Source organism: Pseudoalteromonas sp. TAE79 (assembly GCF_000498015.1).
In the GTDB taxonomy this organism is placed as follows: Bacteria; Pseudomonadota; Gammaproteobacteria; order Enterobacterales; family Alteromonadaceae; genus Pseudoalteromonas.
Window position 1 is genome coordinate 1 of record NZ_AUTL01000128.1, and the last position, 25,395, is coordinate 25,395.

General features: G+C 39.3%; 24 protein-coding genes. 2 read left to right on the top strand and 22 right to left on the bottom strand.

Annotated elements, in window-relative coordinates:
- Positions 1-239 precede the first annotated feature (239 nt).
- A complete protein-coding gene (locus L655_RS0108465) occupies positions 240-2,033 on the bottom strand; it encodes a choice-of-anchor I family protein (protein WP_024604754.1) in 1,794 nt (597 codons plus the stop codon).
- A gap of 83 nt (positions 2,034-2,116) precedes the next feature.
- Complete coding sequence (locus tag L655_RS0108470) at positions 2,117-3,346, bottom strand: acyltransferase family protein (protein ID WP_024604755.1); 1,230 nt, start codon at positions 3,344-3,346, stop codon at positions 2,117-2,119.
- Between the two features lie 144 nt (positions 3,347-3,490).
- On the opposite strand from L655_RS0108470, the gene L655_RS0108475 reads away from it, so the two are divergent.
- The gene (locus tag L655_RS0108475) at positions 3,491-4,333 is read left to right on the top strand and encodes a LytTR family DNA-binding domain-containing protein (RefSeq protein WP_024604756.1); all 843 of its coding nucleotides are present in this window, start codon (positions 3,491-3,493) and stop codon (positions 4,331-4,333) included.
- A 26-nt stretch (positions 4,334-4,359) separates the two neighbouring features.
- Here L655_RS0108475 and glmU read toward each other — a convergent pair whose 3' ends face one another.
- The 20 genes from glmU to rpmH form a co-directional block, all read right to left on the bottom strand.
- The gene (glmU, locus tag L655_RS0108480) at positions 4,360-5,718 is read right to left on the bottom strand and encodes a bifunctional UDP-N-acetylglucosamine diphosphorylase/glucosamine-1-phosphate N-acetyltransferase GlmU (RefSeq protein ID WP_024604757.1); all 1,359 of its coding nucleotides are present in this window, start codon (positions 5,716-5,718) and stop codon (positions 4,360-4,362) included.
- A gap of 304 nt (positions 5,719-6,022) precedes the next feature.
- Positions 6,023-6,445 carry a F0F1 ATP synthase subunit epsilon gene (locus L655_RS0108485; protein WP_004335277.1) on the bottom strand — a complete coding sequence of 141 codons (423 nt, stop codon included), beginning with the start codon at positions 6,443-6,445 and terminating at the stop codon, positions 6,023-6,025.
- Between the two features lie 13 nt (positions 6,446-6,458).
- Positions 6,459-7,844: a F0F1 ATP synthase subunit beta gene (atpD, locus tag L655_RS0108490; RefSeq protein ID WP_024604758.1), complete on the bottom strand. Its 1,386-nt coding sequence runs from the start codon at positions 7,842-7,844 to the stop codon at positions 6,459-6,461.
- Between the two features lie 33 nt (positions 7,845-7,877).
- The gene (atpG, locus tag L655_RS0108495) at positions 7,878-8,738 is read right to left on the bottom strand and encodes a F0F1 ATP synthase subunit gamma (RefSeq protein ID WP_024597176.1); all 861 of its coding nucleotides are present in this window, start codon (positions 8,736-8,738) and stop codon (positions 7,878-7,880) included.
- A 60-nt stretch (positions 8,739-8,798) separates the two neighbouring features.
- The gene (atpA, locus tag L655_RS0108500) at positions 8,799-10,340 is read right to left on the bottom strand and encodes a F0F1 ATP synthase subunit alpha (protein ID WP_024599968.1); all 1,542 of its coding nucleotides are present in this window, start codon (positions 10,338-10,340) and stop codon (positions 8,799-8,801) included.
- A 14-nt stretch (positions 10,341-10,354) separates the two neighbouring features.
- Positions 10,355-10,888 (bottom strand): F0F1 ATP synthase subunit delta, encoded by a 534-nt coding sequence (gene atpH / locus L655_RS0108505; protein WP_004335267.1) that lies wholly within the window; start codon positions 10,886-10,888, stop codon positions 10,355-10,357.
- 16 nt (positions 10,889-10,904) lie between these two features.
- Positions 10,905-11,375, bottom strand: a complete 471-nt coding sequence (atpF, locus tag L655_RS0108510) for a F0F1 ATP synthase subunit B (RefSeq protein WP_004335264.1) — start codon at positions 11,373-11,375, stop codon at positions 10,905-10,907.
- 41 nt (positions 11,376-11,416) lie between these two features.
- Positions 11,417-11,659: a F0F1 ATP synthase subunit C gene (gene atpE / locus L655_RS0108515; protein WP_007585980.1), complete on the bottom strand. Its 243-nt coding sequence runs from the start codon at positions 11,657-11,659 to the stop codon at positions 11,417-11,419.
- 61 nt (positions 11,660-11,720) lie between these two features.
- Positions 11,721-12,578, bottom strand: coding sequence for a F0F1 ATP synthase subunit A (gene atpB, locus L655_RS0108520; protein WP_004335244.1), 858 nt, complete (start codon positions 12,576-12,578; stop codon positions 11,721-11,723).
- 15 nt (positions 12,579-12,593) lie between these two features.
- Positions 12,594-12,974, bottom strand: a complete 381-nt coding sequence (locus L655_RS0108525) for an ATP synthase subunit I (RefSeq protein ID WP_024599965.1) — start codon at positions 12,972-12,974, stop codon at positions 12,594-12,596.
- A 142-nt stretch (positions 12,975-13,116) separates the two neighbouring features.
- The gene (locus L655_RS0108530) at positions 13,117-14,043 is read right to left on the bottom strand and encodes a ParB/RepB/Spo0J family partition protein (RefSeq protein WP_024604759.1); all 927 of its coding nucleotides are present in this window, start codon (positions 14,041-14,043) and stop codon (positions 13,117-13,119) included.
- Positions 14,044-14,063: 20 nt separating this feature from the next.
- Positions 14,064-14,849, bottom strand: a complete 786-nt coding sequence (locus L655_RS0108535) for a ParA family protein (protein WP_004335235.1) — start codon at positions 14,847-14,849, stop codon at positions 14,064-14,066.
- A gap of 14 nt (positions 14,850-14,863) precedes the next feature.
- On the bottom strand, positions 14,864-15,484 hold the full coding sequence (gene rsmG, locus L655_RS0108540) for a 16S rRNA (guanine(527)-N(7))-methyltransferase RsmG (protein WP_004335232.1): 621 nt from the start codon (positions 15,482-15,484) through the stop codon (positions 14,864-14,866).
- Between the two features lie 15 nt (positions 15,485-15,499).
- Complete coding sequence (mnmG, locus tag L655_RS0108545; protein WP_024604760.1) at positions 15,500-17,389, bottom strand: tRNA uridine-5-carboxymethylaminomethyl(34) synthesis enzyme MnmG; 1,890 nt, start codon at positions 17,387-17,389, stop codon at positions 15,500-15,502.
- A gap of 428 nt (positions 17,390-17,817) precedes the next feature.
- Entirely contained in the window at positions 17,818-18,267 is a 450-nt protein-coding gene (mioC, locus tag L655_RS0108550; protein WP_024604761.1) for an FMN-binding protein MioC, read from the bottom strand.
- A 1,062-nt stretch (positions 18,268-19,329) separates the two neighbouring features.
- Positions 19,330-20,694, bottom strand: a complete 1,365-nt coding sequence (mnmE, locus tag L655_RS0108560; RefSeq protein WP_007584209.1) for a tRNA uridine-5-carboxymethylaminomethyl(34) synthesis GTPase MnmE — start codon at positions 20,692-20,694, stop codon at positions 19,330-19,332.
- Positions 20,695-20,860: 166 nt separating this feature from the next.
- Entirely contained in the window at positions 20,861-22,498 is a 1,638-nt protein-coding gene (gene yidC / locus L655_RS0108565) for a membrane protein insertase YidC (protein WP_024604763.1), read from the bottom strand.
- 8 nt (positions 22,499-22,506) lie between these two features.
- On the bottom strand, positions 22,507-22,782 hold the full coding sequence (yidD, locus tag L655_RS0108570) for a membrane protein insertion efficiency factor YidD (protein ID WP_004335219.1): 276 nt from the start codon (positions 22,780-22,782) through the stop codon (positions 22,507-22,509).
- A 129-nt stretch (positions 22,783-22,911) separates the two neighbouring features.
- Positions 22,912-23,334, bottom strand: coding sequence for a ribonuclease P protein component (rnpA, locus tag L655_RS0108580; RefSeq protein ID WP_004335217.1), 423 nt, complete (start codon positions 23,332-23,334; stop codon positions 22,912-22,914).
- A gap of 7 nt (positions 23,335-23,341) precedes the next feature.
- On the bottom strand, positions 23,342-23,476 hold the full coding sequence (gene rpmH / locus L655_RS0108585; protein WP_004335215.1) for a 50S ribosomal protein L34: 135 nt from the start codon (positions 23,474-23,476) through the stop codon (positions 23,342-23,344).
- 518 nt (positions 23,477-23,994) lie between these two features.
- On the opposite strand from rpmH, the gene dnaA reads away from it, so the two are divergent.
- Complete coding sequence (gene dnaA / locus L655_RS0108590) at positions 23,995-25,383, top strand: chromosomal replication initiator protein DnaA (RefSeq protein WP_010555148.1); 1,389 nt, start codon at positions 23,995-23,997, stop codon at positions 25,381-25,383.
- The last annotated feature ends 12 nt before the right edge of the window (positions 25,384-25,395 follow it).

Genomic DNA, 25,395 nt, shown 5'->3' on the forward strand with positions numbered 1-25,395 from the left:
GCGTTTCCCGTCTCAGTGGGGTCGCATTATAGGGAGATTCGAGCGGGGGTCAATGTTTTATTTCAGCTTTTTGACAATTAAATGAATTTAGTATGAAAGCTATACAAATAAAGGGCTACAGGATACTTTTAGTTTAAAAAACACGCACAACATATGTATCTATTGATGAGGTATTAGTAAGGTTTAAACTAAGCTGTATGTTAAACAAACAACACACAGCTTTATTTTAAATTAAAGGTTTATTTAGATGCTATTTCCCATACGGCAATGGAGCCTGATATTTCATTTCCAACGATTAATAGTGGGTTTCCTGTAGCACTTTGCTCAGCTGGAACGAATTCCATTCCTTCAGGCGCTAAATCGCCTGTAATATTAGCGTCTTTAATTAAGCCTCTATTATAGAAGTAGTCTTCAAACTGCACATTATATGGATTGGTAATATCATAAACCATAATCCCACCCATACGCTCGAGCCCTATAAAAGCAAATGTACGATCGTCAATTTTACCAATAGTCAGCGCTTCTGGCTCTGCGCCTTTATCATCTGAACGTGAGTCACCTTTGTTTTCATCTTCATTGTTGTTAAACGCTTCACCATGAACCGATGCAGTAATACGACCTATATCATCGCCTGAATCAAACACCACCAGCCCATTGCTGTCCCAAATGGTAAACGAACGTGCACCATAAGCATAAAGCGATTCGTATTGTCCGTCGTTATTGGTATCGCCTTTTATTGTTGTTACTTTTAAGCGACCAATATCATCATCGTCGTTATTTAAGTAATCAAAATTAGCAGCAAGAGTTAAGTCTTCAACGCGGCTTTCATCTATATAAGCTAAGCAGCCATCGTCTTCATCGTAATCAAGTCCGCCCTTTGCTATACAGTCTGCTTCATCCGTTGTATCAAAAAAGTATTCTCTTGCGTCACCTTCGTTGGCAGTGACTATAAAGTTAGCGCCTTTCCAACTAAAGCTTGAGATAGTATCGGGCTGGTACATACCATAGAGCCCTGGGTATGATTTAAAATTAACGCCGCCATCTTTATCTGAGGCATCAAGTTGTAAGCTTGACCACTCTTTAAAGCCTAAGCCCTTTAGCTCAAGACTGTTGTCTTGTAGGTTAACTATTGCAAGTGCATTGTTTTCTTGAATAGATACATAAGCATATTTGTTATCTTTAGAAATGCTAACGTACTCGGGCTCTAAATCCATAGCTACTGTGGTATTTATTAGATTACCGTTAATAGTACGACCATTTGGATTTGCAAAAACTACCCCTTGCGCTTCTAGTTCGGTTTGTTTGTTGTTATAGGCTTTAAAATCAATATTTATTGCTGTATCAGCTATTACATTATTTGTTATATCGATAATACTAATAGAACCTTCAGGATCTACGCTGTAGTCGCCACTTGGTTCACCTTCGTTAGCAACCACTGCCTTTGCGCCATCGTGGGTGAACGTCACCATGTCTGGTAAAAATCCGACTGTAACATTTTTAATAAAGACAGGTGATTCGCCGCTTATATCGTAAAAAGCAATTTGACCTTCATCACCCGTGCTTTCAGCAGCCATTGCAACCGCTAGTAAATTATTGTTTTCATCAATAGCAATGCTGTTTGCATCGCCTTGGGTGTGCTCGTTTAAAGGTAGCGTAATGACCGAGGTTAAGTTAGTGGCGCTTATAACCCCTTCGTTATCTTTAACAAGTGCGGCAGTATCAAAGGTGTCGGCGGGTAAAATATTAACAATAGCATCATCACCTGAACTGTTAATAGCGTAAATCCATTTTTTAGATGCTTGATATGCAACTATTTCAGCTGCACCTTCTGGGCTTTGTGCATTTAATACACCTCTACCCACAAGGTTAATATTTAATGCTGAATTGGCATTTATACCATTTAACCCATTAGTTCCACCTGCGCCTTGTTCTCCCTGTAATCCTTGAGAACCGTTTTGACCATCGTCACCATCAAGTGAGCAACCAGTAAGAACAGATATAAGTGACAGCGCGATAATTGATTTTTTAAACATGTGATTTTCCTTAGTATTGTATTTGCTAAATATCAACACACAGGCATGACAAGATTATGGCAATTTTAATACAGCCTCTTACTCTAAGTAATTAGCTTATACGCTAGCGGAGTAATTAAAATTAAAGCGGCCGTATAGCCAATCGTTTTTACAGTCGAGGAATACTCTCGTTTAATTGCAACCCCTAGCAAAAGTCTAAGTACATCAATACGTGTAATACTCCATGTTATGACACCGCAGAGAGACCAAGTTCCTGTAATAATGATAAATGGCTCAACAACAGCCCCTAAACTTAAAGGTTGCAGTAAAAAACACAAAATAATCAAAATGCTTTGATGCAATAAATAAAAGGGAAACACCCATGCATTGAGTTGCTTTAAATAGTAGGTATTAAAATTTAAAAATCGGTGAGCGAGCGCTAGTACAAAAAACACACCTACTATACGTTGAATATTGTAGCTACCGCTTAAAATAAAATGAGGGAGAGTAAACGCCTTTTGATAGCTTAATATTATAAGTACTAACAAAACCGAAAAACTCAAAGCCAGTAATACCAAATTTTTATTCAAGCAGTTCCAAAAATAAGTGTTTTTAGCAAGTATGTATCCGGCGAGTAGTAGCATAAAGCCATTAGTTTCTCTGATTGAATCGCCAGTTAAGTAATGGCTTGTAAATAGTATGGTAATAGTGAGCAAGATAATTAAAAGCCCAAATGACCCCCCCCCTTTAACAAATGTTTTTAAAGGCGTAATAAAAGGCAAGCGTGCAAAAAGAGTTAAAACAATAATGATCAACATAAACTGCCACAACGAGCGCAAATACCATAAGTGATTTACATCCACATTCGGCCATACTCCAGGCTGATAATTACTAAACAGCGTATTGTTAGTCTCTATAAAAGCTAAATAAAATTGCCAATAGCTAATATCAATAACACCTTGCTGTGACATTTCTGCAAACAGCTGTAAAGGCACTATTAGCCATAATCCCACCAGCAAGGGTAAGAGTAAAAAAACAGAGCGGTATAAGGTGAAATGTAACCAAGACTTAAAGCTGCGTACTTTATCAATCATAAAACGCAGTGCTACGCCCGATATAAACCAAATGAGCAACATGCGCCAAGGTGAAAACACCAACATTAAATATTCAACATACTGTGATGTATAATTACTTTTAAAATGAAATCCCCAGTTTTCGCTATACAACATGCCAATGTGATAAAAAATTAGCGACGCAAATGCGATTACCCTAAGCCAGTCAAGAGAATATTTACGCGAATTAATTAATGAAGGTTGTTGTACTTGAGTGCTCATGCTTTTACTACTTTATGTATGTTATGCGTTATTCATACCTAAAGCTCTCGCTAAAACTACCTATAAGTGCTTATATTACAAGCAATAGTGATAAAAGGTGGTATACAGGGATAAGCGTGCCACATCAGCAATAAGCATACATTTATGAACCTACAGCACTTTCAACGTTTTCAAAGCATTTACGCATCAGTATTACTGTGTGCTTACGTATTAATTAATAATACAGTAAATGCTACAACCCAAATAATGGAAGCCCAAAGAGAAGGTGCTTTAACTTTTTTAGTGTGGGAGCCATTTGTTTGGGAGTATTCAAGTGCCTTGAGTACTTTGCTTATATTCCCTATTTTAATTGGGTTTTTAAGATACTTACCTTTTAATTGGCAAAACATTACGGCCTCTTTAGGTATGTACTTTGGTGCCTCCATTATATTTAGCGTGTTACACGTTGGTATTATGGTAGGGGCTCGTAAATTCATATATTTGTTAAATGATATGTCTTACAACTTTGGAATTAGTTGGTTTGAGCTTATTTATGAATACCAGAAAGACGCTATAAGCTTTGTGTTTTTTATCGTACTTATCAAAGTATATCAATATGTGGTGCAGCAACTACTAGGTGAAGCCTCTTCAATTGAAGAAAGTGAGCTGCAAACAACATCGACCATAAATCGCTTATTAGTTAAAAAACTCGGAAAGGAATTCATTATAAAAATAGAGGATGTTGATTGGCTTGAATCGTCTGGTAATTATGTAAACCTACATATAGGCTCACGCATATATCCGTTAAGGGCAACGCTTACAGCATTGAGCAAACAACTTGAAGTACAGGGGTTTTGTAGAATTCACCGCAGCCATGGCGTAAAACTCGATAAAGTGGAGTCCATTACACCACTCCCCAGTGGCGACAGTGAAATAAAACTAACAACAGGTAAAGTACTTAATCTATCTAGACGCTATAAAGAGCAATTTAAACTGCAACTAAAATAAAAAGGCTACCTAAGTAGCCTCTATTGTTATTTTTTAACTGGGCGTTTCCAACCCGTTAAATTACGCTGTTTAGAGCGTGCTATTGCTAGTTGATCATCTTCAACAGTACTGGTGATCACTGAACCTGCACCAATTGTTGCAGTTGCGCCTATATTTACTGGGGCAACGAGTGATGAATTAGAACCAATAAAGGCATTATCGCCAATAATAGTTTTTGCTTTATTAACACCATCGTAGTTACAGGTAATAGTACCAGCGCCAATATTCACTTTTTCGCCAATTTCAGCATCACCTAAGTAACTTAAATGGTTAGCTTTAGAGCCTTTGCCTAAACGGGTTTTTTTCATCTCTACAAAGTTACCAATGTGCGAGTCTTCTTCCATTACAGCACCAGGGCGAAGGCGAGCATAAGGACCCAGCGTACATTTATCTGCAACTGTGGCATCTTCAATTAGGGTATTAGCTTTTATTACAACGTTATCGCCTATAGTACAGTTTTTAAGTACACAGTTAGGGCCAATTTGTACATTGTTACCAAGAGTGACTGTGCCTTCAAAAATAACGTTTACGTCGATAAGTACATCTTCACCGGCGGTAACTGTTCCACGCACATCAATACGCGCAGGGTCAGCAAGTGTTGCGCCATTTAACATTAGCTCTTCTGCTTGCCATGCTTGATAAGCGCGCTCTAAGCCTGCAAGTTGTACGCGGTTGTTTGCGCCTTCAACTTCCATTGCATGATCTGGCTGCGCTGAAGTAATCTCTACACCTTCACTGTGAGCCATAGCAACAATATCTGTAAGGTAGTATTCGCCTTGTGCATTGTTGTTAGATAGATTGCCTAACCATGTTTTTAAAAGCTTACCGTTAACCGCCATAATGCCGGTGTTTACTTCGCTAATAAGTAACTGCTCTGCACTTGCATCTTTTTGCTCAACAATACCAACAAGCTTGCCATTTTCACGCAGCATACGTCCGTAACCATTTGGGTTAACCAAATTAACTGTTAATACCGCTAAACCATTTTTAGGTGTTGCAGCTAATAAGCGCTCAAGCGTTGATTGCTTTGTAAGTGGTACATCGCCGTATAAAACAAGTACGGAGTCGTCGTCATTAATGTGTGGGTTAGCTTGAGCTACTGCGTGGCCAGTACCAAGTTGCTCTGCTTGGAGCACCCAATTTACATCGTTATCAGCAAGTTGTTTTTGTAATAGTTCGCCGCCGTGTCCGTAAACTAAGTTTGTGGTTGTTGCACCTAATGCCATCGCATTATCAATAACATGCTGCACCATTGGTTTACCTGCAACGTTGTGCAGAACTTTAGGTAGAGCAGAGCGCATACGAGTACCTTTACCCGCAGCAAGAATAACTGTTGTTAGAGCCATTAAAACAATTTCCTTTTTTCGTTGTTTTAGCTAAATAAGTTTTATGTTTGATCAGAAGATTACGTAAATCACTTCTTGTGCAAATACTCAGTAGGTTAGTTTATTAGTACTGAATCTTGACTGAAAAACACACTTAATTGAATGGCGTTATTGTAGCGAGGATTGGTTAAGGATATAAGTGTAAATGTGTAGATAACAATCTGATAAACCCATTATTTAGCATTTATAAAAAACGGCTATTAAATATCTAAATTACAGACACAAAAAAGCCCACATAAAGTGGGCTTTTCAAAACCGGATAGGCTTACTTGTGACGTAATTGCTGAATTACGCGTAACTGAGCAACTGCTTCTGCCAGTCGCGTAGCCGCTTGTTGATAATCAAACTCAACAGCTGACGAATTCGCCATATGTTCTTCAGCTTCACGTTTAGCTTTTTGTACAGAATCTTCATCTAAATCTTCACCACGAACCGCAGTATCTGCAAGAATCGTGATGTGATTTGGTTGAACTTCTAATGTACCGCCAGCAACATATAACACATCTTCGTGACCATATTGCTTAACTAAACGTACCATACCAGGTTTAAGGGCAGTTAGTAGTGGAGCATGACCTAGGTTTACACCCAGCTCGCCTTCACTACCAGATACTTGAATCGATTCAACAAGACCAGAGAACAAGCTCTGCTCTGCGCTTACTACGTCAAGATGTACAGTCATAGCTGTCATACTACCCTCCTAGTTACATGCCTTTGGCTTTTTCTTGAGCTTCTTCGATAGAGCCAACCATGTAAAACGCTTGCTCTGGAAGCTCATCAAACTCGCCGTTTAAAATGCCTTTGAAGCCAGCAATTGTATCTTTCAGTGATACGTATTTACCAGACGCGCCTGTAAACACCTCTGCCACGAAGAATGGCTGAGATAGGAAACGTTGGATTTTACGTGCACGAGATACAAGTTGCTTATCTTCGTCAGAAAGCTCGTCCATACCTAGGATTGCAATGATGTCTTTAAGTTCTTTGTAACGCTGAAGAACTGTTTGAACGCCACGTGCTGTATCGTAGTGCTCTTGACCAATTACTTGTGGGTCAAGTTGACGTGAAGATGAATCAAGTGGGTCTACCGCTGGGTAGATACCAAGTGATGCGATATCACGTGAAAGTACTACTGTTGCGTCTAAGTGAGCAAAGGTAGTTGCTGGAGATGGATCTGTTAAATCATCCGCAGGTACGTATACCGCTTGGATTGATGTAATTGAACCAGTCTTAGTTGAAGCGATACGCTCTTGAAGCACACCCATTTCTTCAGCAAGTGTAGGCTGGTAACCTACCGCTGATGGCATACGACCAAGTAGTGCAGATACTTCTGTACCAGCAAGTGTATAACGGTAGATGTTATCTACGAAGAAAAGTACATCGCGACCTTCGTCACGGAACTTTTCAGCCATAGTAAGACCAGTTAACGCTACGCGTAAACGGTTACCTGGAGGCTCGTTCATCTGACCGTATACAAGCGATACTTTATCAAGTACGTTTGAATCGTTCATCTCATGGTAGAAATCGTTACCCTCACGTGTACGCTCACCAACACCTGCGAATACTGAGTAGCCGCTGTGCTCGATTGCGATGTTACGGATAAGTTCCATCATGTTTACGGTTTTACCAACACCGGCACCACCGAATAAACCAACTTTACCACCTTTAGCAAACGGACATACAAGGTCGATAACCTTGATACCTGTTTCTAAAAGTTCAACTGAACTTGATTGCTCTTCGTAAGAAGGCGCTGCACGGTGAATAGACATACGGTCTTCTTCGCCGATTGGACCCGCTTCATCGATTGGCTCACCAAGTACGTTCATGATACGACCAAGTGTTGCAGTACCAACTGGAACTTGAATCGATTCACCTGTATTCATAACTAAAGCACTACGACGTAAACCATCAGTAGTACCCATAGCGATAGTACGCACTACACCGCCACCTAGCTGCTGTTGAACTTCTAGAGTCAAACCAGCTAAATCGCCATCTGTTACTCTTAGTGCGTGGTATACCGCTGGCACGCTATCTTGTGGAAATTCAATATCCACAACGGCGCCGATAATTTGGACGACCTTACCTAAACTCATGTCTATTCCTCTCGTTAATCTTTACCCGAAGCATTAAACTGCTGCTGAGCCAGAACAAATCTCACTAATTTCTTGTGTGATTGCTGCTTGGCGAGCCTTGTTATAAACAAGCTGTAGCTCATCCATAAGGTCACCTGCGTTATCAGTTGCAGCTTTCATTGCAACCATACGAGCAGCTTGTTCAGAGGCAGCATTTTCTACTACACCTTGGTATGCTTGAGACTCAATAAAGCGTACTAACAAAGACTCTAAAATAGCCTCTGGGTTTGGCTCGTATAAGTAATCCCATGTGTGAGCAGATACTTCTTCTTCAGCTTTTGGCAAAGGGAGTAACTGATCTATAATTGGCTCTTGCTTCATGGTATTAACGAACTTGTTATATACCAAGAATAAACGGTCTATTTTGCCTTCAGAAAATGCATCAAGCATTATTTTTACAGGACCAATAACATCTTGTACTGAAGGTTTATCTCCTAGGCCCGCTTTTTTAGCGAGTAGTTGACCACCAAAACGTTGGAAGAAACCAGCTGCTTTACTACCTAAAGTAGCAAATTCAGCATCAACACCTTTTTCTTTCCACGCTTTAACATCAAGTGCAACTTTCTTAAACTCGTTTGAGTTTAGACCGCCACACAGACCACGGTCTGTAGAGATAACAATATAACCAACTCGTTTCACTTCACGTTCTTTTAAGAACGGGTGAGTAAAATCAAGATTTGCTTGAGCAACACGACCAATTACTTCACGTAATTTATTAGCGTATGGACGGCTTGAAGCAACGCGTTCTTGCGCCCTTTTCATTTTAGACGCAGCAACCATTTCCATTGCGCTAGTGATCTTTTGAGTATTTTTAATACTCCCGATCTTGCTTTTAATCTCTTTTCCGCTGGCCATGACTCTCTCTCCGAATCAAGGTGTGCTTTAGTTTCCTAAAGCGCACCATTAATAACTAAATTACCAAGTTTGCGTAGACTTGAACTTCGTTAGAAGTTCTTTAAGCTGCGCTTCGATCTCGGCATTTAAGTTACCAGTTTCATTGATTTGAGCCACAAGCTCTGCGTATGTGCTACTTGCATAAGAAAGTAAAGCAGCTTCAAAGTCACCGATTTTCGAAATTTCGATGTCTTGAAGGAAGCCTTTTTCAGCAGCAAATAACGACAAAGACATATCAGCAACAGACATTGGCGCGTACTGTTTCTGCTTCATTAGCTCTGTTACACGCTCACCATGCTCAAGTTGAGCACGAGTTGCATCATCAAGGTCAGACGCGAACTGCGAGAACGCAGCTAATTCACGGTACTGAGCTAGGGCTAGACGGATACCGCCACCTAGTTTCTTAACGATTTTAGTTTGTGCAGCACCACCAACACGCGATACCGAAATACCAGCATTTACTGCCGGGCGGATACCTGAGTTGAATAAGTCAGTTTCTAAGAAGATCTGACCATCGGTGATAGAGATAACGTTAGTCGGTACGAACGCAGAAACGTCGCCGCCTTGAGTTTCAATGATTGGCAATGCCGTCAATGAACCAGTTTTACCTTTCACTTCACCATTAGTGAACTTTTCAACGTAATCTGCGTTTACACGCGATGCACGCTCTAAAAGACGAGAGTGAAGGTAGAATACGTCACCTGGGTATGCTTCACGGCCTGGTGGACGCTTAAGTAGTAATGAAATTTGACGGTAAGCAACTGCTTGCTTAGACAAATCATCATATACGATTAATGCGTTTTCACCACGGTCACGGAAGTATTCACCCATAGTACAGCCCGCGAACGGTGCTAAGTACTGAAGTGCCGCAGATTCAGAAGCAGATGCAACAACTACGATAGTATTTGCTAGTGCACCATGCTCTTCTAATTTACGAACTACGTTTGCAATAGTAGATGCTTTTTGACCAATCGCAACGTACACACACTTAACGCCTGTGTCTTTTTGATTGATGATTGCATCGATTGCTAGTGCAGTTTTACCTGTTTGACGGTCACCGATGATAAGTTCACGTTGACCACGACCAACTGGAATCATCGCATCGATAGATTTATAACCAGTTTGAACTGGCTCATCTACTGATTTACGCTCGATTACACCTGGTGCAATTTTTTCTACAGGTTCAAACCCGTCGTTATCTAAAGCGCCTTTACCATCGATTGGAGCACCTAGTGTGTTTACAACACGACCAAGTAGACCAGGACCAACAGGAACTTCTAAAATACGACCAGTTGTATATACTTTTACGCCTTCAGTAAGGTCAGCGTACGGACCCATTACTACTGCACCAATTGAGTCGCGCTCAAGGTTTAGTGCGATAGCATAACGGCTGCCAGGAAGCTCAATCATTTCACCTTGCATACAGTCAGCAAGACCGTGGATGCGGATGATACCGTCAGTAACAGATACAATAGTACCTTCGTTACGAGCTTCACTTACAACTTCGAACTTCTCAATACGTTGTTTGATCAGATCTGAAATTTCAGTGGAATTAAGTTGCATGCTCTTTTTCCCAATTACGATTGTAGTGTTGTAGCTAAGCGGCTTAATTTACCGCGAATAGTACCGTCGATTACAGTGTCGCCAGACCTAATAATAAGTCCACCAACCACTGACGCGTCTTCACTACAATTCAGCTTAACTTTGCGTGCGAAACGTTTTTCAAGTGCCGCTACCAATGACTCTTGTTGCGCAGCAACAAGAGGAGTTGCAGAAATCACATCTACTTCGATTTCTTTATCGTATTCTGCTTTAAATTCAGCAAATAACTCAGCAACGTCAGGTAGAGCTGTCAAACGTCCATTTTCAGCCATCACCTTAACTAGGTTCTGACCTTGTTCGTTGAGCTGCTCAGCACAAAGTTGAATAAATAATTCAGCTTGTGCAGTAGCTGTAGGCATACCTGCTAAAGCAGATGATGCTTGTTCATTGCTGGCTACGTGGCCTGCAAAGAACAACATATCATTCCAGCTTTCTAGAGTGCCTTTCTCAACGGCAAGTTCAAAAGCCGCTTTAGCGTATGGGCGAGCGATAGTAGTCAAATTAGACATGCTCATACCCTCCTAATTACAGCTCAGCGACAAGTTTTTCAACGATGTCACTATGTGCGGCTTGATTAATTTCACGCTCTAAAATACGTTCTGCACCAATCACTGCCAGAGTTGCTACTTGCTTACGTAGCTCTTCTGTTATGCGATTACGTTCAGACTCAACTTCAGAGTGCCCTTGAGCAATGATACTTTCACGCTCTTGCTGACCACGAAGTGTTTCTTCGTCAACAATTAGCACTGCACGCTTTTTAGCTTGATCAATGATATCAGCCGCTTGAGCTTTTGCATCTTTAAGCTGTTCAGCAGCTTTCTTTTGCGCAAGTTCTAAGTCTTTTTCGGCTCTATCAGAGGCAGCTAAACCATCTTCGATTTTTTTCTGGCGAGCTTCAATTGCACCGTTTAGTGGTGGCCATACGTATTTCATACAAAATAATACGAACACCGTAAACGCAATCAATTCACCGATAAGAGTGGCGTTTAAGTTCACAACCGCTCCTCCTTAAATAGTAAGCTGTTCAAAAAATAAAATTAAAGTACGAACAACAATACCATAGCGATACCAACACCAATCATTGCTACAGCATCGATTAGACCAGCAAGAATAAACATCTTAACTTGTAGCGAAGGTGCAAGTTCAGGTTGACGCGCACATGCTTCAAGGAATTTACCGCCCATGTTACCAAAACCGATTGCTGTGCCGATTGCACCAAAACCGATTAGTAAAGCTACTGCGATGTATTTTAAGCCTGTTAATAATTCTAAAGCTTCCATTTATTTCTCCAAAGTTTCAATTGTAAAGTTAAAAGTAAAAGTAAAATTGTAAATCTAAAAATTAGTGATTATCTGAACTTGCCATGCTTAGGTATACAATCGTAAGCATCATGAATAAGAATGCTTGTAATGTAATAACTAGAATATGGAATACAGCCCAAACAAAGTGCAACGGTAGTTGCATAAAACCGATAGCGCCGATCAAGATGAAAATCAACTCACCAGCATATAAGTTACCAAACAAACGTAGTGCTAATGAAAACGGTTTAGAAACGAGTGCAATCAGTTCAAGTAATAAGTTAAATGGTATCAAAATAATTTGAACAAACATGTTATTTGAGCTGAACGGATGAAGCGTTAACTCTTTAATAAACCCGCCAATACCTTTTATTTTGATTGAAAAACCAACCATTAGTATAAATACACCCAGCGCTAGCGCTGAAGTCATATTAATGTCAGTCGTTGGTACAATTTTCATGTACACATCGTGTGAATCCATGCCAAATGCAGTCTCACCAACGAAACCTGCAAATGCTGGAAGGAAATCAACTGGTATTAAATCCATTAAGTTCATTAAGAACACCCAAACGAAAATCGTTAAGGCTAATGGTGCAATAAGTTTGCTTTTACCATGGAAAGTATCGCGTACGTTGTCACCAACAAATTCTACGATTATTTCAATAAAACACTGAAATTTTCCAGGTACACCTAGTGTTGATTTTTTAGCGGCACTACGAAAGATCCATAAAAATATAAGACCTAAACCGATAGACCATGCAAGGGTATCTATATGCCATGTCCAGAATCCACTGTCCGTACATGCTTTATTGAAGGCGAGACCTGTATCGGTCGAACACATCTTAGCATTGGTCAAATGGTGCTGGATATGGCCAGATAGAGTAACTTCTTCTGCTGCCATGTTATATCCCAAAAGTTAATGTTTAAAAAAAACGGGTGCGAACAATCCAGTAAAGAGCGCCAGTATATAAGTACTAAAAAAGGGTAATAAAATTACCGGAAAATGCTTCAGTACTAGCGCAAACAATACAATTGTTAGCATAAACTTTAATCCGTTGCCGCGTTTCAACGAGGCATACGCTTGATTTGCTCGACTTGCACCCATATATCTGAATGCATAGAGTGCAAATACAAAGTGCGGAAGTACTGCTACAGCTCCACCAGCGAGTGATGAAAACGCGGCATTGACTCCCGAACTAAAAAAAATAATTACAGCAGCAACTAATGCTACAACACCCTGAAGGCAAATTAACTTTAATACGGCAAGTCGATATGGACTCGCTAACTTATCAGTCACGTTTAGTTAACCTTTATTGCGTTCTAATTGTTAGGGTGTGAAAACTGGCGAAATTATACTTAATCCTGCCAGTTTTGCAACTTGAGTAGATGCTTTGTAACACGAAATAGCTACAAATGTCCCTTTTTAGACATGTAGAAAACTAATGGTGGGTATTGTCGTGATTGATACGATTTAAAATGCCGTCAAGTTCATCTAGGTTAGTATACGAAATAACCAGTTTACCTTTGCCTTTTTTATTGTAGTTAATCTCTACTTTAGCACCTAGGTTTTCAGCGAGTTGTTGTTCTAACTGCTTAACATCTGGATCTTTTTCGGTTATTTCTTTGGCAGGTATAGGTTCTAAAATTGAACGTACGAGCTTTTCAGTTTCTCGAACTGTTAATGCTTTAGCGACAGCGAAACGAGCAGCATCTGACTGCGCTTCACCTTCAAGAGCCAAAAGACAACGAGCATGGCCCATTTCAATATCGCCATGCTCTAACAGAATTTTTACATCACTATTTAGATTATTTAAACGAAGTAAGTTAGTTACTGTGGTACGTGATTTGCCCACCGCATCAGCTACTTGTTGATGTGTTAATTCAAATTCTATTAGTAAACGGTTAAGTGCAACTGCTTCTTCCATAGCATTTAAATCTTCACGCTGAATATTTTCTATCAGTGCAATCGCAACGGCAGCTTCATCAGGTACATCTTTAATAATACAGGGTACTGTTTCAAGCTTAGCTATTTGCGCTGCGCGCCAACGACGTTCACCAGCAATAATTTCAAAGCTATCATGTGCAATAGGGCGCACAACAATAGGTTGAATAATACCTTGTGAGCGAATAGAACTAGCAAGCTCTTCTAGCGCCTCTTCAGACATGTCTTTACGAGGTTGGTATTTACCAGAGTGTAAAAACTCTATTGGAAGTTTTTGTAATTCACTGTTATTTGGCCCAGCTGCATTTTTTACAGCTTCAGTCACGTTTGATGTGTCTTGTTCCTTGCTTGCGCTCGGTGCAGGCTTTGACGAACTTAAAAGTGCATCGAGTCCTCGGCCTAAACCTCGTTTTTTAGCAGACATGTTATTTTTTTACCTCAAAGTTAGGCGACAACGGACGCTGTTTTTTCTTTTCTGCGTAACATTTCACCAGCGAGTGCTAAATAAGCTTTAGCGCCACTTGATGCCCGGTCATAGTACATAGCAGGAGTACCAAAACTGGGTGCTTCAGCTAAACGAACATTACGCGGGATCACCGTACGGTATACTTTATCGCCAAAATGTTGTTTTAATTGTTCTGATACATCATTTGCCAAACGGTTACGCGGGTCGTACATAGTACGAAGTATGCCTTCAATTTGTAAGCTAGGATTCACTAACTTAGCAAGCTGCGTAATCGTATCCATTAATGCAGTTAGCCCTTCAAGTGCATAATACTCACACTGCATTGGCACTAAAATAGAATCAGCAGCAGCCATTGCATTAACAGTTAACATATTTAGAGAGGGTGGACAGTCGATAAAAATAAATTCGTACTGGTCCTGAATTTTTTCAAGTGCGTTACGTAAACGCACTTCACGGGCAAACAATTCCATCAATTTAACTTCTGCAGCGGTTACATCACCGTTTGCAGCAATCATATGGTATTCACCAGACGTTTCTTTGATGATAACGTCTTCTATAGGTTTATCTTCAATAAGTAGGTCGTAAATAGTTGGCACGTCGCCATATTTATCTACGCCACTACCCATAGTCGCATTACCTTGCGGATCGAGATCAATTAACAGCACTTTACGTTTCGTTGCAGCCATAGACGCAGCGAGGTTTACAGCGGTTGTAGTTTTACCCACTCCACCTTTTTGATTTGCTAATGCGATGACTTTTGCCACAGTGTCTCTGATCCCTAGTCTTTAGAAAGAATAATTAAATGTCGTTGTGCATCTAACTTAGGTACTTCTAATGCAATTTTTTGCTCAAACTTAACGCCAGTAGGTAGTGACTCTAGCTCTTCGCTAGGGAACACACCTTTAAGCGCTATAAATTTACCCGAATGATCAATTAAGTGCGAACACCAGTCAACCATATCTTGTAATGAAGCAAATGCACGACTGAGTACGCCATCTAATTTAACACTTGGTTGATATTCTTCAACTCTTGACTGAACAGGTGTTACGTTATCAAGGCCAAGCTCATGTTTAACATGCATTAAAAAGCGAACGCGTTTACCTAGACTATCTAGTAACACAAATTGTGTGTTAGGTAATGCAATCGCTAAAACAATGCCCGGAAGGCCAGGCCCTGTGCCAACATCAATATAATGATGACCGGGTAAGTGAGGCGCAACAACTAAACTATCCATAATATGCTTAATCATCATTTCTTCAGGTAAGCGTACCGAAGTTAAATTATAAGCTTTATTCCACTTATCTAATAATTCGACGTAACGAACTAGCTGTTGCTGTTGTTTTTCCGTTAGCGCAATATCAGTTTGCGCTAACAATGTAGTTAATTGTTGCTGTAACACTATGTACCCTTATCGTTACGCAGATTTGCGTAATAAGCCTTGCTTCTTCAGATACACTAATAATAGCGAAATCGCCGCTGGGGTGATACCAGAAATACGCGATGCTTGGCCAATAGTGTCAGGACGCGACTCAATAAGCTTGGCAACTACCTCATTTGACAAACCAGATACGGTTTTATAATCAAACTCTTTTGGTAAAATTGTTTGCTCATGACGAAGCTGTTTGTTGATCTCATCTTGTTGACGCGCAATATAACCTGCGTACTTAGTATGGATCTCAACTTGTTCAAGTGCCGCTTTGTTTGTAAATTCAGATCCTAATCCTTCTATAGCCATAAGATCGTTATAACGAATCTCTGGGCGACGAAGTAATTCTTCTAAACTTGCTTCACGTGTAAGCGGTGTTTTCAGTAATGCATTTACTTGATCTACAACGGCGTGATCTTTATGAATCCACGTATCTTTAATGCGTTGTTTTTCTTTCTCAATTACTTCCATTTTTTCGTTAAATGCCTGCCAACGTTCGTCATTAACTAAACCCAGCTCACGGCCTTTTTCAGTTAAGCGAATATCTGCATTATCTTCACGAAGTAGTAAACGGTATTCGGCACGGCTAGTAAACATGCGGTACGGTTCTTTCGTACCCAGTGTTGCTAAGTCGTCGATTAATACACCCACGTAAGCTTCATCGCGACGTGGCGTCCAAGAATCTTTACCTTGCACTTTTAACGCAGCATTCATACCTGCAATTAAGCCTTGTGCACCCGCTTCTTCATAACCGGTAGTGCCGTTAATTTGACCCGCGAAAAATAAGCCTTCGATAAATTTTGTTTCTAAAGACTGTTTTAAATCACGTGGATCAAAGTAGTCATATTCTATTGCATAGCCTGGTCGACAAATATGTGCATTTTCAAAACCAGAAATAGATTGCACAATCTCAAGTTGTACATCAAACGGTAAACTAGTAGAAATACCATTTGGATATAATTCGTATGATGTTAAGCCTTCAGGTTCAACAAATATTTGGTGCTTATCTTTATCCGCAAAACGTACAATTTTATCTTCAATTGATGGGCAGTAGCGTGGACCAATACCTTCAATAACACCTGAGTACATAGGTGAGCGATGTAGGTTTTTACGAATAACATCATGTGTTTTTTCGTTGGTGTAAGTGATGTAACACGGTATTTGTTGTGGGTGATCTGATTGTTTACCCATAAATGAAAATACAGGTGTTGGCATATCACCAGGCTGTGCTTCCATTTTTGTAAAATCAACAGTACGTGCATCAATACGTGGCGGAGTACCTGTTTTTAAGCGATCCACTCTAAAAGGGTGTTCGCGTAAACGTTCAGCCAATGCAATTGATGGTGGATCACCAGCACGACCGCCTTTGTAATTTTCTAAACCAATGTGTATTTGGCCACCTAAAAAAGTACCCACGGTTAAAACGACACTTGGAGCACTAAAACGTAAACCCATTTGAGTTACTACGCCAGTAACACGATCGTTTTCAACAATAAGATCATCACATGATTGTTGAAAAATCTTAAGGTTATCTTGATTTTGTAATGTTGTTTGAATAGCTGCTTTGTACAAAGCGCGATCTGCTTGTGCTCGAGTTGCACGAACAGCAGGTCCTTTTGAAGAGTTTAGTGTGCGAAATTGGATCCCGCCTTTGTCAATGGCCTGTGCCATTGCACCGCCAAGCGCATCAATTTCTTTTACCAAATGACCTTTGCCAATCCCACCAATCGCTGGGTTACAAGACATTTGACCAAGGGTATCCATATTGTGAGTCAGTAGCAGGGTATTCATCCCCATACGGGCAGCTGCTAATGCGGCTTCAGTGCCAGCATGTCCACCACCTACTACGATAACGTCAAAATTTTCGTGAAAAATCATTAATGGGATCCTACTTAAATCAAACCGGTAAACTTCAAAAGGGAGCGTATTCTACCTAGAAATTGGCAGAAGATAAATGATTAAACAAAGAGCAAGATCTAAGTATGTGATCTCTAATAATATAAAGGATCTTTTAAAGAGATCTTTTATTACTATTACTACTACTGATCAGCTTTTCTGTTGATAAGGTTTAGATCTTCATTTAAAACATGAAATTAGATCAGATCTAAAGGTGTTAATATGATCGGATCATCCAGCAAATAAGCTCTGATCAAAAAGGCACCTTATGCACAGGGCTGAATCAGTTGGATCTTATCCCATGGATAAGCATGCTTTAAAAAGCAGTTTATTCAATCTTTATCCACAAAATCTATTAAATTATTAGTAAATTGTGGGTAACTTTATATATAACTTTTTACTTGATCTATCTATTTTAAGCCTGTTTTGGTTATCCAAGAGTCTAACCATGCTAATGCTGTGTCTTCTGGTAGTGCTTCATCGAGAATATTAAGCTCTAAGCGTTCTGCTACTTTTATAGCGCCTTTTTGAGATAATAAGGCATCTATATTACGTCCAGCTTGGTTGTAAGTGTCATAACTGGTATCACCTAAAGCGATTACTGAGTATTTTAATTCTGATAAATCATTAGCTTGAGTCACATCTTCAACAAAGCTAATAAAGTTTTCAGGATAATCACCTGCACCATAAGTAGATGTGCAAATTAACCAAATGGTATTTTGCTGATCAATATCGCTAAATTCAGGTTGATCATGTAGTTGTGTAGTAATACCAAGGTTATTAAGCGCGTCGCTTAGTTGCTCTGCAACATACTCGGCTGATCCCATTTGGCTGCCAACAATAAGATTTACTGAACTCATGAATATTAGTGATCACATTGGTTTTAATTGCTGCCTATGATAACTGAGTGTGAGTAACAGTAAAGTTAAGTGTGCTTTTTTGTATAACTATTTTTGTGCTAATTTTATTCTTATTTGAAAGCGGTTAATTAAGTTGTTGATATTATAGGGGTTAACAAAATATCTTTAAATGTAATCTTCTGATAAAGTTGTTGATAACAGTGGGGAAAGCTCTGTTTAAACACACCTTTTAGGTTGTTTAATAATCGCTAAGTTATTGATATTACTATTTAGTGAAAGACTTAATTATAAATCTAGGCATAAAAAGCACAAGGTGATCATAATGTGGATATAAAGGTTGTTGATAACCTTAAATTTAGATCGAAAATAATTTTATTAAATGATCTAATTGGGCTGTTCTAACGAAATTAATTAAAAATAAGCTTATAAACAGATAATTTTTAATAGATCATTAGGTTTTTCTCTGCGAGGTGGCTCAATTTACTATTTATTTGAGCTAAAAATTAGGTTTTGTGGATAAGTGATCTCAATATATTTAATTTAATGCGTATTTATAGCTGCTTTTTTTATGTATTTTGCTGGTGGATTAGTAGATCAAAAGTTTGATGCACTCAAATCTCGAGTCATTTTTATTAAAAAGCCGCAGTGATCGTCTGTCCATATGTTGTATAAAGTTGATTTTTTAGAGTACTGATCGTCATGTTTTAGCTCTTAAATTGAGCAAATAACATCAGTTTTTATGAGCTAGGTAATTATAAAAAAGCTATTTATAACTAACTTTTGTGTGGAGGATAATTATTTTAAAACGTATTTTTGTTTGAAATATGTATCGGTTTTGACCTTAAAATGGGTGCTACTTGCGCTATTAATACTTTACTTAAAGGCTCTTTTCACTGTCTAATCTACATAATCTGGCTGGTAATAATTATCGCTTTGGGTATGATTTTATTGGCAGAACTGGCTGGGATTGACGGTACAAATACATATTTTATAGTGAATATTTTACATAAAAAAAGAGCACCTAAGTGCTCTTATAATAAAAATATATCTGTAATAAGGTGCTTATTTACCAATACAAAATGAGCTAAATATCTTGCCAAGTAAGTCGTCTGAGGTAAATTCACCGGTTATTTCGTTTAAATACTGCTGTGTTAAACGCAGTTCTTCAGCCAATATTTCACCAGCAATGTGCATTTCTAATTGTGTTTTACCTGTTTCTAAATGATACGCAGCACTCTCTAGCGCATCCAAATGACGACGGCGCGCCATAAAGCCACCCTCTGTTGCGCCTTGAAAGCCTATACAGGCTTTTAAATGCTCGCGAACAAGCTCAATACCGTCAGCATTTTTAGCACTTAAGCTGATGACCGGGTATTGTTGCTCTTGCTCCATTCCTACTATGTCGCCCGATAAATCAGCTTTATTTCTGATGACCGTAACCCCCATACCTTCTGGTAATTTTGCCATAAATTCAGGCCAAATTTTGTGCGGGTCAGTATCTATAGTATCAGTGCCATCAAGCATAAATAAAACGCGATCGGCTTGGTTTATTTCATCCCACGCACGCTCAATACCTATTTGCTCTACTCTGTCTGGGCTTTCGCGTAGGCCTGCTGTATCTATAATATGCAGTGGCATACCATCTATATGTATATGCTCTCGTAGTACGTCCCGAGTGGTACCGGCTATTTCTGTTACGATTGCGGCTTCACGACCGGCTAGAGCGTTAAGCAGGCTTGATTTACCCGCATTAGGGCGGCCTGCAATAACAACACGCATACCTTCGCGCATTATGCTGCCTTGCTTGGCTTGATTGGTTACAGTGTTAAGCTGAGTAATAATAGCGTCTAAGTCGCCTGACACTTTACCATCTGATAAAAAATCAATTTCTTCATCAGGAAAATCTATTGCCGCTTCTACATACATACGTAAGTGAATTACTTTTTCTACGAGTGTTTCTATGTGCTTAGAAAATTCACCTTGGAGAGACTGTAGGGCGCTTTTAGCGGCTTGCTCGCTAGTGGCATTAATTAAGTCGGCGATGGCTTCTGCTTGTGTTAAATCAAGCTTGTCATTCATAAATGCACGTTCAGAAAACTCACCAGGCTTTGCTAAACGAACGCCCTCTATTTTACTAATTTCTTTAAGTAACATATCTAGCACTACAGGGCCGCCATGGCCTTGTAATTCAAGTACGTCTTCACCAGTGAATGAGTTTGGGCCTGCAAAGTAAATGGCAATACCTTGGTCAAGTTGCTCGCCAGCAAGGCTTTTAAATGGCACATAATCGGCGTAGCGGACTTTAGGTATTTTACCTACTACTTTTTCGGCGACACTTTTAGCAAGGCTACCTGAAACGCGAATAATACCAACACCACCACGTCCAGGTGCTGTTGCTTGTGCTGCAATTGTATCTTGATTGATCATGCTATTAATTTACCAACGGTGAGTAACTTTATGCCCGTATTGTAACCTATCGATTTATTGGTAGCGAATAGCTGTGGTGAAAAACAGGCAATAAAAAAGGCGACCGAAGTCGCCTTTATATAAGTAATATACTCAAACCATCTTGATGTGGCTTGGGTATAGGCAATTAGCCTCTTACTTTAATTCCTTTCTTTTCCATGCCACGGTAGATGATTAACATCTGGACAATAGAAATAAGGTTAGACACTAACCAATAAAGAACTAAACCAGATGGGAACCATAAGAAGAATACAGAGAAGATAACCGGCATAAAGGTCATCATTTTTTGCTGCATTGGATCAGTAACCGTCATAGGTTGTAGCTTTTGCGTCACAAACATACTCGCACCAAATAATATCGGTAATACGTAGTACGGGTCTTGTGCAGAAAGGTCAGTTAACCAAAAAATAAATTCAGCATGGCGAAGTTCAGTAGACTCTAAGAATACGTAGAACAAGGCTAAGAAAATTGGCATTTGTAGCAAAATAGGGAAACAGCCACCCATAGGGTTAACTTTTTCTTTTTTGTACATTTCCATAGTTGCTTGGCCGAACTTTTGACGGTCATCACCAAACTTTTCTTTAAGAGCTGCCATTTTAGGCTGTAGAGCACGCATTTTTGCCATTGAAGTGTATTGCGCTTTAGTTAGCGGGTACATTAACGATTTTACGATAATAGTGATGGCAATAATTGCTACCCCCCAGTTACCTAAAATGCTGTGTAACCATTTTAGCAATACAAATAAAGGTTGCGAAATAAACCATAACCAACCGTAATCTACAGTTAAGTCTAGGTCTGGGTGAATCGCTTCAAGAATATCTGATTCTTTCGGGCCCATATAATAAGTAGCAGTTAGTGTTTGCTCACTACCTGCTTGAATATTAACAGCAGGGTCTTTAGCACCAATAATAGCGGCATTACTTTTCGTAATTAAGCTATAAATAGTATTTGATTGATCCTGCATTGGAACCCAAGCACTTACAAAGTAATGCTGTATAAATGCAACGTAGCCACCTTGTGTGCTTTTATTTAGGTTTTTATCAGCCATATCAGAAAAACTATACTTTTCGTAAGGTTCTTCATCAGTACCGTATGCAGCACCTAAATAGTTTTGATCAACCATGCTGCCTTTTTCTTGTACAGTACGCTTAATTTGCGTGTATAGCTGAACTTGAAGAGGTGTGCTGGTGGTGTTGTTAATTTTGTATTCTAAGCCTACGTCATACTGACCTTTTTTGAATACATACGTTTTAGTAAAACTAACACCATTACTATCAGTAAACTGAAGTGGAACGCGAAGCACATCACCCGTTAAGGTATATGACTTTTGTTCGGTACTATAAGTAGGGCGACCGTTAGCTGACGCGTCAGGGCCATTTAAGCCAATTAAGCCACTTTGTGAAAAGTATTGTTTGCCACTATCAAGCTGACCAAGAAGCATATAAGGTGTTTCACTTCCTTTAGTTTCTTCGTATTGAAGAAGGTCTGTTTCAACAATGTCACCGCCTTTGGTGTCAATTTTAACTTTAAAAACGTCAGTTGTGATTTCAATAACTGAACGTTTAGCTAAAGTTGCTGAAGCGGGTAAACCTGAATCTGACGATGAAGGAATATAATCATCCGACTCTGGTGAATTTGCTTGTAGTGTTTGTGTTGTGGCACTTGGATCGGCTTTAGGCTTGTTGTAATCATTATCCCATTCTTGGAACAATAAAAACGACACTAGCATTAGGCCAATTAATAAAAACGTGCGTTGCGATTCCATAACAGCTCTTATTTCTCGTGTTGGTGGTTAATATGGGTTAATTTTTCAGGTACGGGGTCGTCTCCACCTGAATGTAAAGGATGGCATTTTAATATGCGTTTTAAAGCTAACCAACTACCTTTTATAAATCCATGCAAATTAATTGCTTGAATTGCATAATGTGAGCAGCTTGGATTAAAACGACAATGCGGACCTAACAGCGGGCTAATCCACTTTTGATAACCGCGGATAAATAACACTAAACAAATCTTAGGAAAAGCAACAAGTGGTTTAATTAACCTCATGATGTTTATGCCCCTACTTAAGTTTAGTGAGATAGATATCATGTATTTAAAGACTCAATTAGAAATTTTAAATGCATGATTAAAAGGTGAGCTAAAGATACATTAATTAACCCTGCAATTCTATTGCAATTAGGTTTGTTTATTAGATTTAGCTGATTTGTTTGGGCGTTTCTTAAAAGGTGGCGGTTTAGGTGCACCTGGTTTACAGCGTTCGTTAATTTTTCGCCATAATTTAGTAAGTTGTTTGGTTAATTCTTCATTAGACTGTTCATCAATACCACTTTTCACCATAAGCACAATATCAATATTATCGATGCTGTGTTGATTTAAACGAAAACTTTCGCGAGCGAGACGTTTAATACGGTTTCGTTGGCATGCCTTTTTTACGCGTTTTTTAGCAACAGTAAGACCTAACCGAGGTTTTTCTTGGTCATTTGGTTTAGCTAATAGAGTAAAGAAAGGAGTTGCAGCCCGAGCGGGTTCATTAAATATGCGAGAGTAATGCGAGGGAGTTAACAGACGTAACTCCCTGCCAAAGCTAAAGTCTTCCACTTATAAATTAAGCAGAAAGAACTTTGCGGCCTTTAGCGCGGCGACGTGCTAATACTTTACGGCCATTTACAGTTGCCATGCGAGCACGGAAGCCGTGTGCACGTTTGCGTTTTAAAACGCTAGGTTGAAAAGTTCTTTTCATAACAATCTCATCCGATCGGTTAAAGTTAAAACATCCTATACAGGTCGCGATCCTGGCATAGGTGCCATTGCGAGCGCGAGATATTATAGAGTAAGTAATGTAAAGTCAATCATAATTACGTTAAGGGTATATAACCCACCTACTACTATATGAGAGATCATATAAGGCGATCTGTTAGGATCATCATAAATAAGAAGTTTTCCACAGCCCTTGTATAAAAAGTGAATAAAAGCAGGGGAAAAGTAAATTGGATCGTAAATTTGGTTCGCGATCTTGGTGTTATTTTGTTATGATCTCCTCTCAGGATCTAAAATAAAAACTGTTTTAAATCAGCTTGTTAATGATTTTATACATCGATATCAACAATTTTATAAAAATCAATCTTTTACTTGTGGATAAAGTGTCTTCATAATACGCGGTCTTGGGTCGCTTATTGGACCATTTGAACGCAATAAATGTATGATTTATAATCATTAATGATGTGCGGGAATAAAAATTATATCTCTGGGAGTTTAACTGTGTATCTGTCGGTTTGGCAAAGTTGTTTATATGTATTGCAAGATGAGTTGCCTTCGCAGCAATTCAGTATGTGGGTAAGACCGCTACAAGCAGAAAGTACCGAAGATACCTTGACGATTTATGCACCTAATCGCTTTGTGCTTGATTGGGTGAGAGAAAAGTACCTAAATAGAATTAACGAATTACTAGTAGAAATTTGTGGTGTTGAAGCACCAAAACTACGTTTTGATGTAGGTAGTAAACCTTTATTAAATGCACAAGCTGCACCGGTTATAGAAACTCAATCAGCACCAAGTGCACACGCTTCAGCAAAACAACAGCCTCGCGAGCAAAAGCCAGTTGTTGAACCTGCACCTAAGTCAGGTTACAAATCTAACATTAAAGAAAACTATACTTTTGATAGCTTTGTTGAAGGTAAATCAAACCAATTAGCAAAAGCTGCGGCCACACAGGTTGCCGACAATCCTGGCTCTGCTTTTAACCCTGTATTTATATACGGTGGCACTGGTTTAGGTAAAACTCACTTATTACATGCAGTAGGTAACGGCATTATGGCAAATAAGCCAGATGCTAAAATTGTTTACATGCATTCAGAACGCTTTGTTCAAGACATGGTAAAGGCACTTCAAAATAATGCGATAGAAGAATTTAAGCGTTATTACCGTAGTGTTGATGCATTGATGATTGATGATATTCAATTTTTTGCTAACAAAGAGCGTTCACAAGAAGAGTTTTTTCATACCTTTAATGCATTGCTTGAAGGTAACCAACAAATTATTTTAACCTCTGACCGTTATCCTAAAGAGATTGAAGGCGTTGAAGACAGGCTAAAATCACGTTTTGGTTGGGGATTAACAATTGCGATTGAGCCACCAGAGCTTGAAACGCGTGTTGCTATTTTGATGAAAAAAGCCCAGCAAAGTAAGATTAACTTACCACACGAAGTTGCCTTTTTTATTGCAAAAAAATTACGCTCGAATGTACGTGAATTAGAAGGTGCACTTAACCGTGTAATCGCTAATGCGAACTTTACGGGTCGTCCAATTTCTATCGACTTTGTAAAAGAAGCGCTACGCGATTTACTTGCCTTGCAAGATAAACTGGTTACCATAGACAATATTCAGCGCACTGTTGCTGAGTACTATCGAATTCGTATATCTGATCTGTTATCTAAGCGCCGCAGCCGCTCTATAGCGAGGCCGCGCCAAGTAGCTATGGCATTATCTAAAGAATTAACTAATCACAGCTTACCTGAGATTGGTGACGCATTTGGTGGACGCGATCATACGACCGTATTACATGCATGTCGTAAGATAAAATCACTACGTGACGAAAGCCACGAAATTAAAGAAGATTACCAAAATTTAATAAGAACATTGTCATCTTAGGGCTGACTTTAT

Excerpts from the sequence above, each read along its gene's own strand:
- L655_RS0108465 (WP_024604754.1), bottom strand. The coding sequence starts at position 2,033 with ATGTTTAAAAAATCAATTATCGCGCTGTCACTTATATCTGTTCTTACT.
- L655_RS0108470 (WP_024604755.1), bottom strand. The coding sequence starts at position 3,346 with ATGAGCACTCAAGTACAACAACCTTCATTAATTAATTCGCGTAAATAT.
- L655_RS0108475 (WP_024604756.1), top strand. The coding sequence starts at position 3,491 with ATGAACCTACAGCACTTTCAACGTTTTCAAAGCATTTACGCATCAGTA.
- glmU (WP_024604757.1), bottom strand. The coding sequence starts at position 5,718 with ATGGCTCTAACAACAGTTATTCTTGCTGCGGGTAAAGGTACTCGTATG.
- L655_RS0108485 (WP_004335277.1), bottom strand. The coding sequence starts at position 6,445 with ATGACAGCTATGACTGTACATCTTGACGTAGTAAGCGCAGAGCAGAGC.
- atpD (WP_024604758.1), bottom strand. The coding sequence starts at position 7,844 with ATGAGTTTAGGTAAGGTCGTCCAAATTATCGGCGCCGTTGTGGATATT.
- atpG (WP_024597176.1), bottom strand. The coding sequence starts at position 8,738 with ATGGCCAGCGGAAAAGAGATTAAAAGCAAGATCGGGAGTATTAAAAAT.
- atpA (WP_024599968.1), bottom strand. The coding sequence starts at position 10,340 with ATGCAACTTAATTCCACTGAAATTTCAGATCTGATCAAACAACGTATT.
- atpH (WP_004335267.1), bottom strand. The coding sequence starts at position 10,888 with ATGTCTAATTTGACTACTATCGCTCGCCCATACGCTAAAGCGGCTTTT.
- atpE (WP_007585980.1), bottom strand. The coding sequence starts at position 11,659 with ATGGAAGCTTTAGAATTATTAACAGGCTTAAAATACATCGCAGTAGCT.
- atpB (WP_004335244.1), bottom strand. The coding sequence starts at position 12,578 with ATGGCAGCAGAAGAAGTTACTCTATCTGGCCATATCCAGCACCATTTG.
- L655_RS0108530 (WP_024604759.1), bottom strand. The coding sequence starts at position 14,043 with ATGTCTGCTAAAAAACGAGGTTTAGGCCGAGGACTCGATGCACTTTTA.
- mnmG (WP_024604760.1), bottom strand. The coding sequence starts at position 17,389 with ATGATTTTTCACGAAAATTTTGACGTTATCGTAGTAGGTGGTGGACAT.
- mioC (WP_024604761.1), bottom strand. The coding sequence starts at position 18,267 with ATGAGTTCAGTAAATCTTATTGTTGGCAGCCAAATGGGATCAGCCGAG.
- mnmE (WP_007584209.1), bottom strand. The coding sequence starts at position 20,694 with ATGATCAATCAAGATACAATTGCAGCACAAGCAACAGCACCTGGACGT.
- yidC (WP_024604763.1), bottom strand. The coding sequence starts at position 22,498 with ATGGAATCGCAACGCACGTTTTTATTAATTGGCCTAATGCTAGTGTCG.
- yidD (WP_004335219.1), bottom strand. The coding sequence starts at position 22,782 with ATGAGGTTAATTAAACCACTTGTTGCTTTTCCTAAGATTTGTTTAGTG.
- rpmH (WP_004335215.1), bottom strand. The coding sequence starts at position 23,476 with ATGAAAAGAACTTTTCAACCTAGCGTTTTAAAACGCAAACGTGCACAC.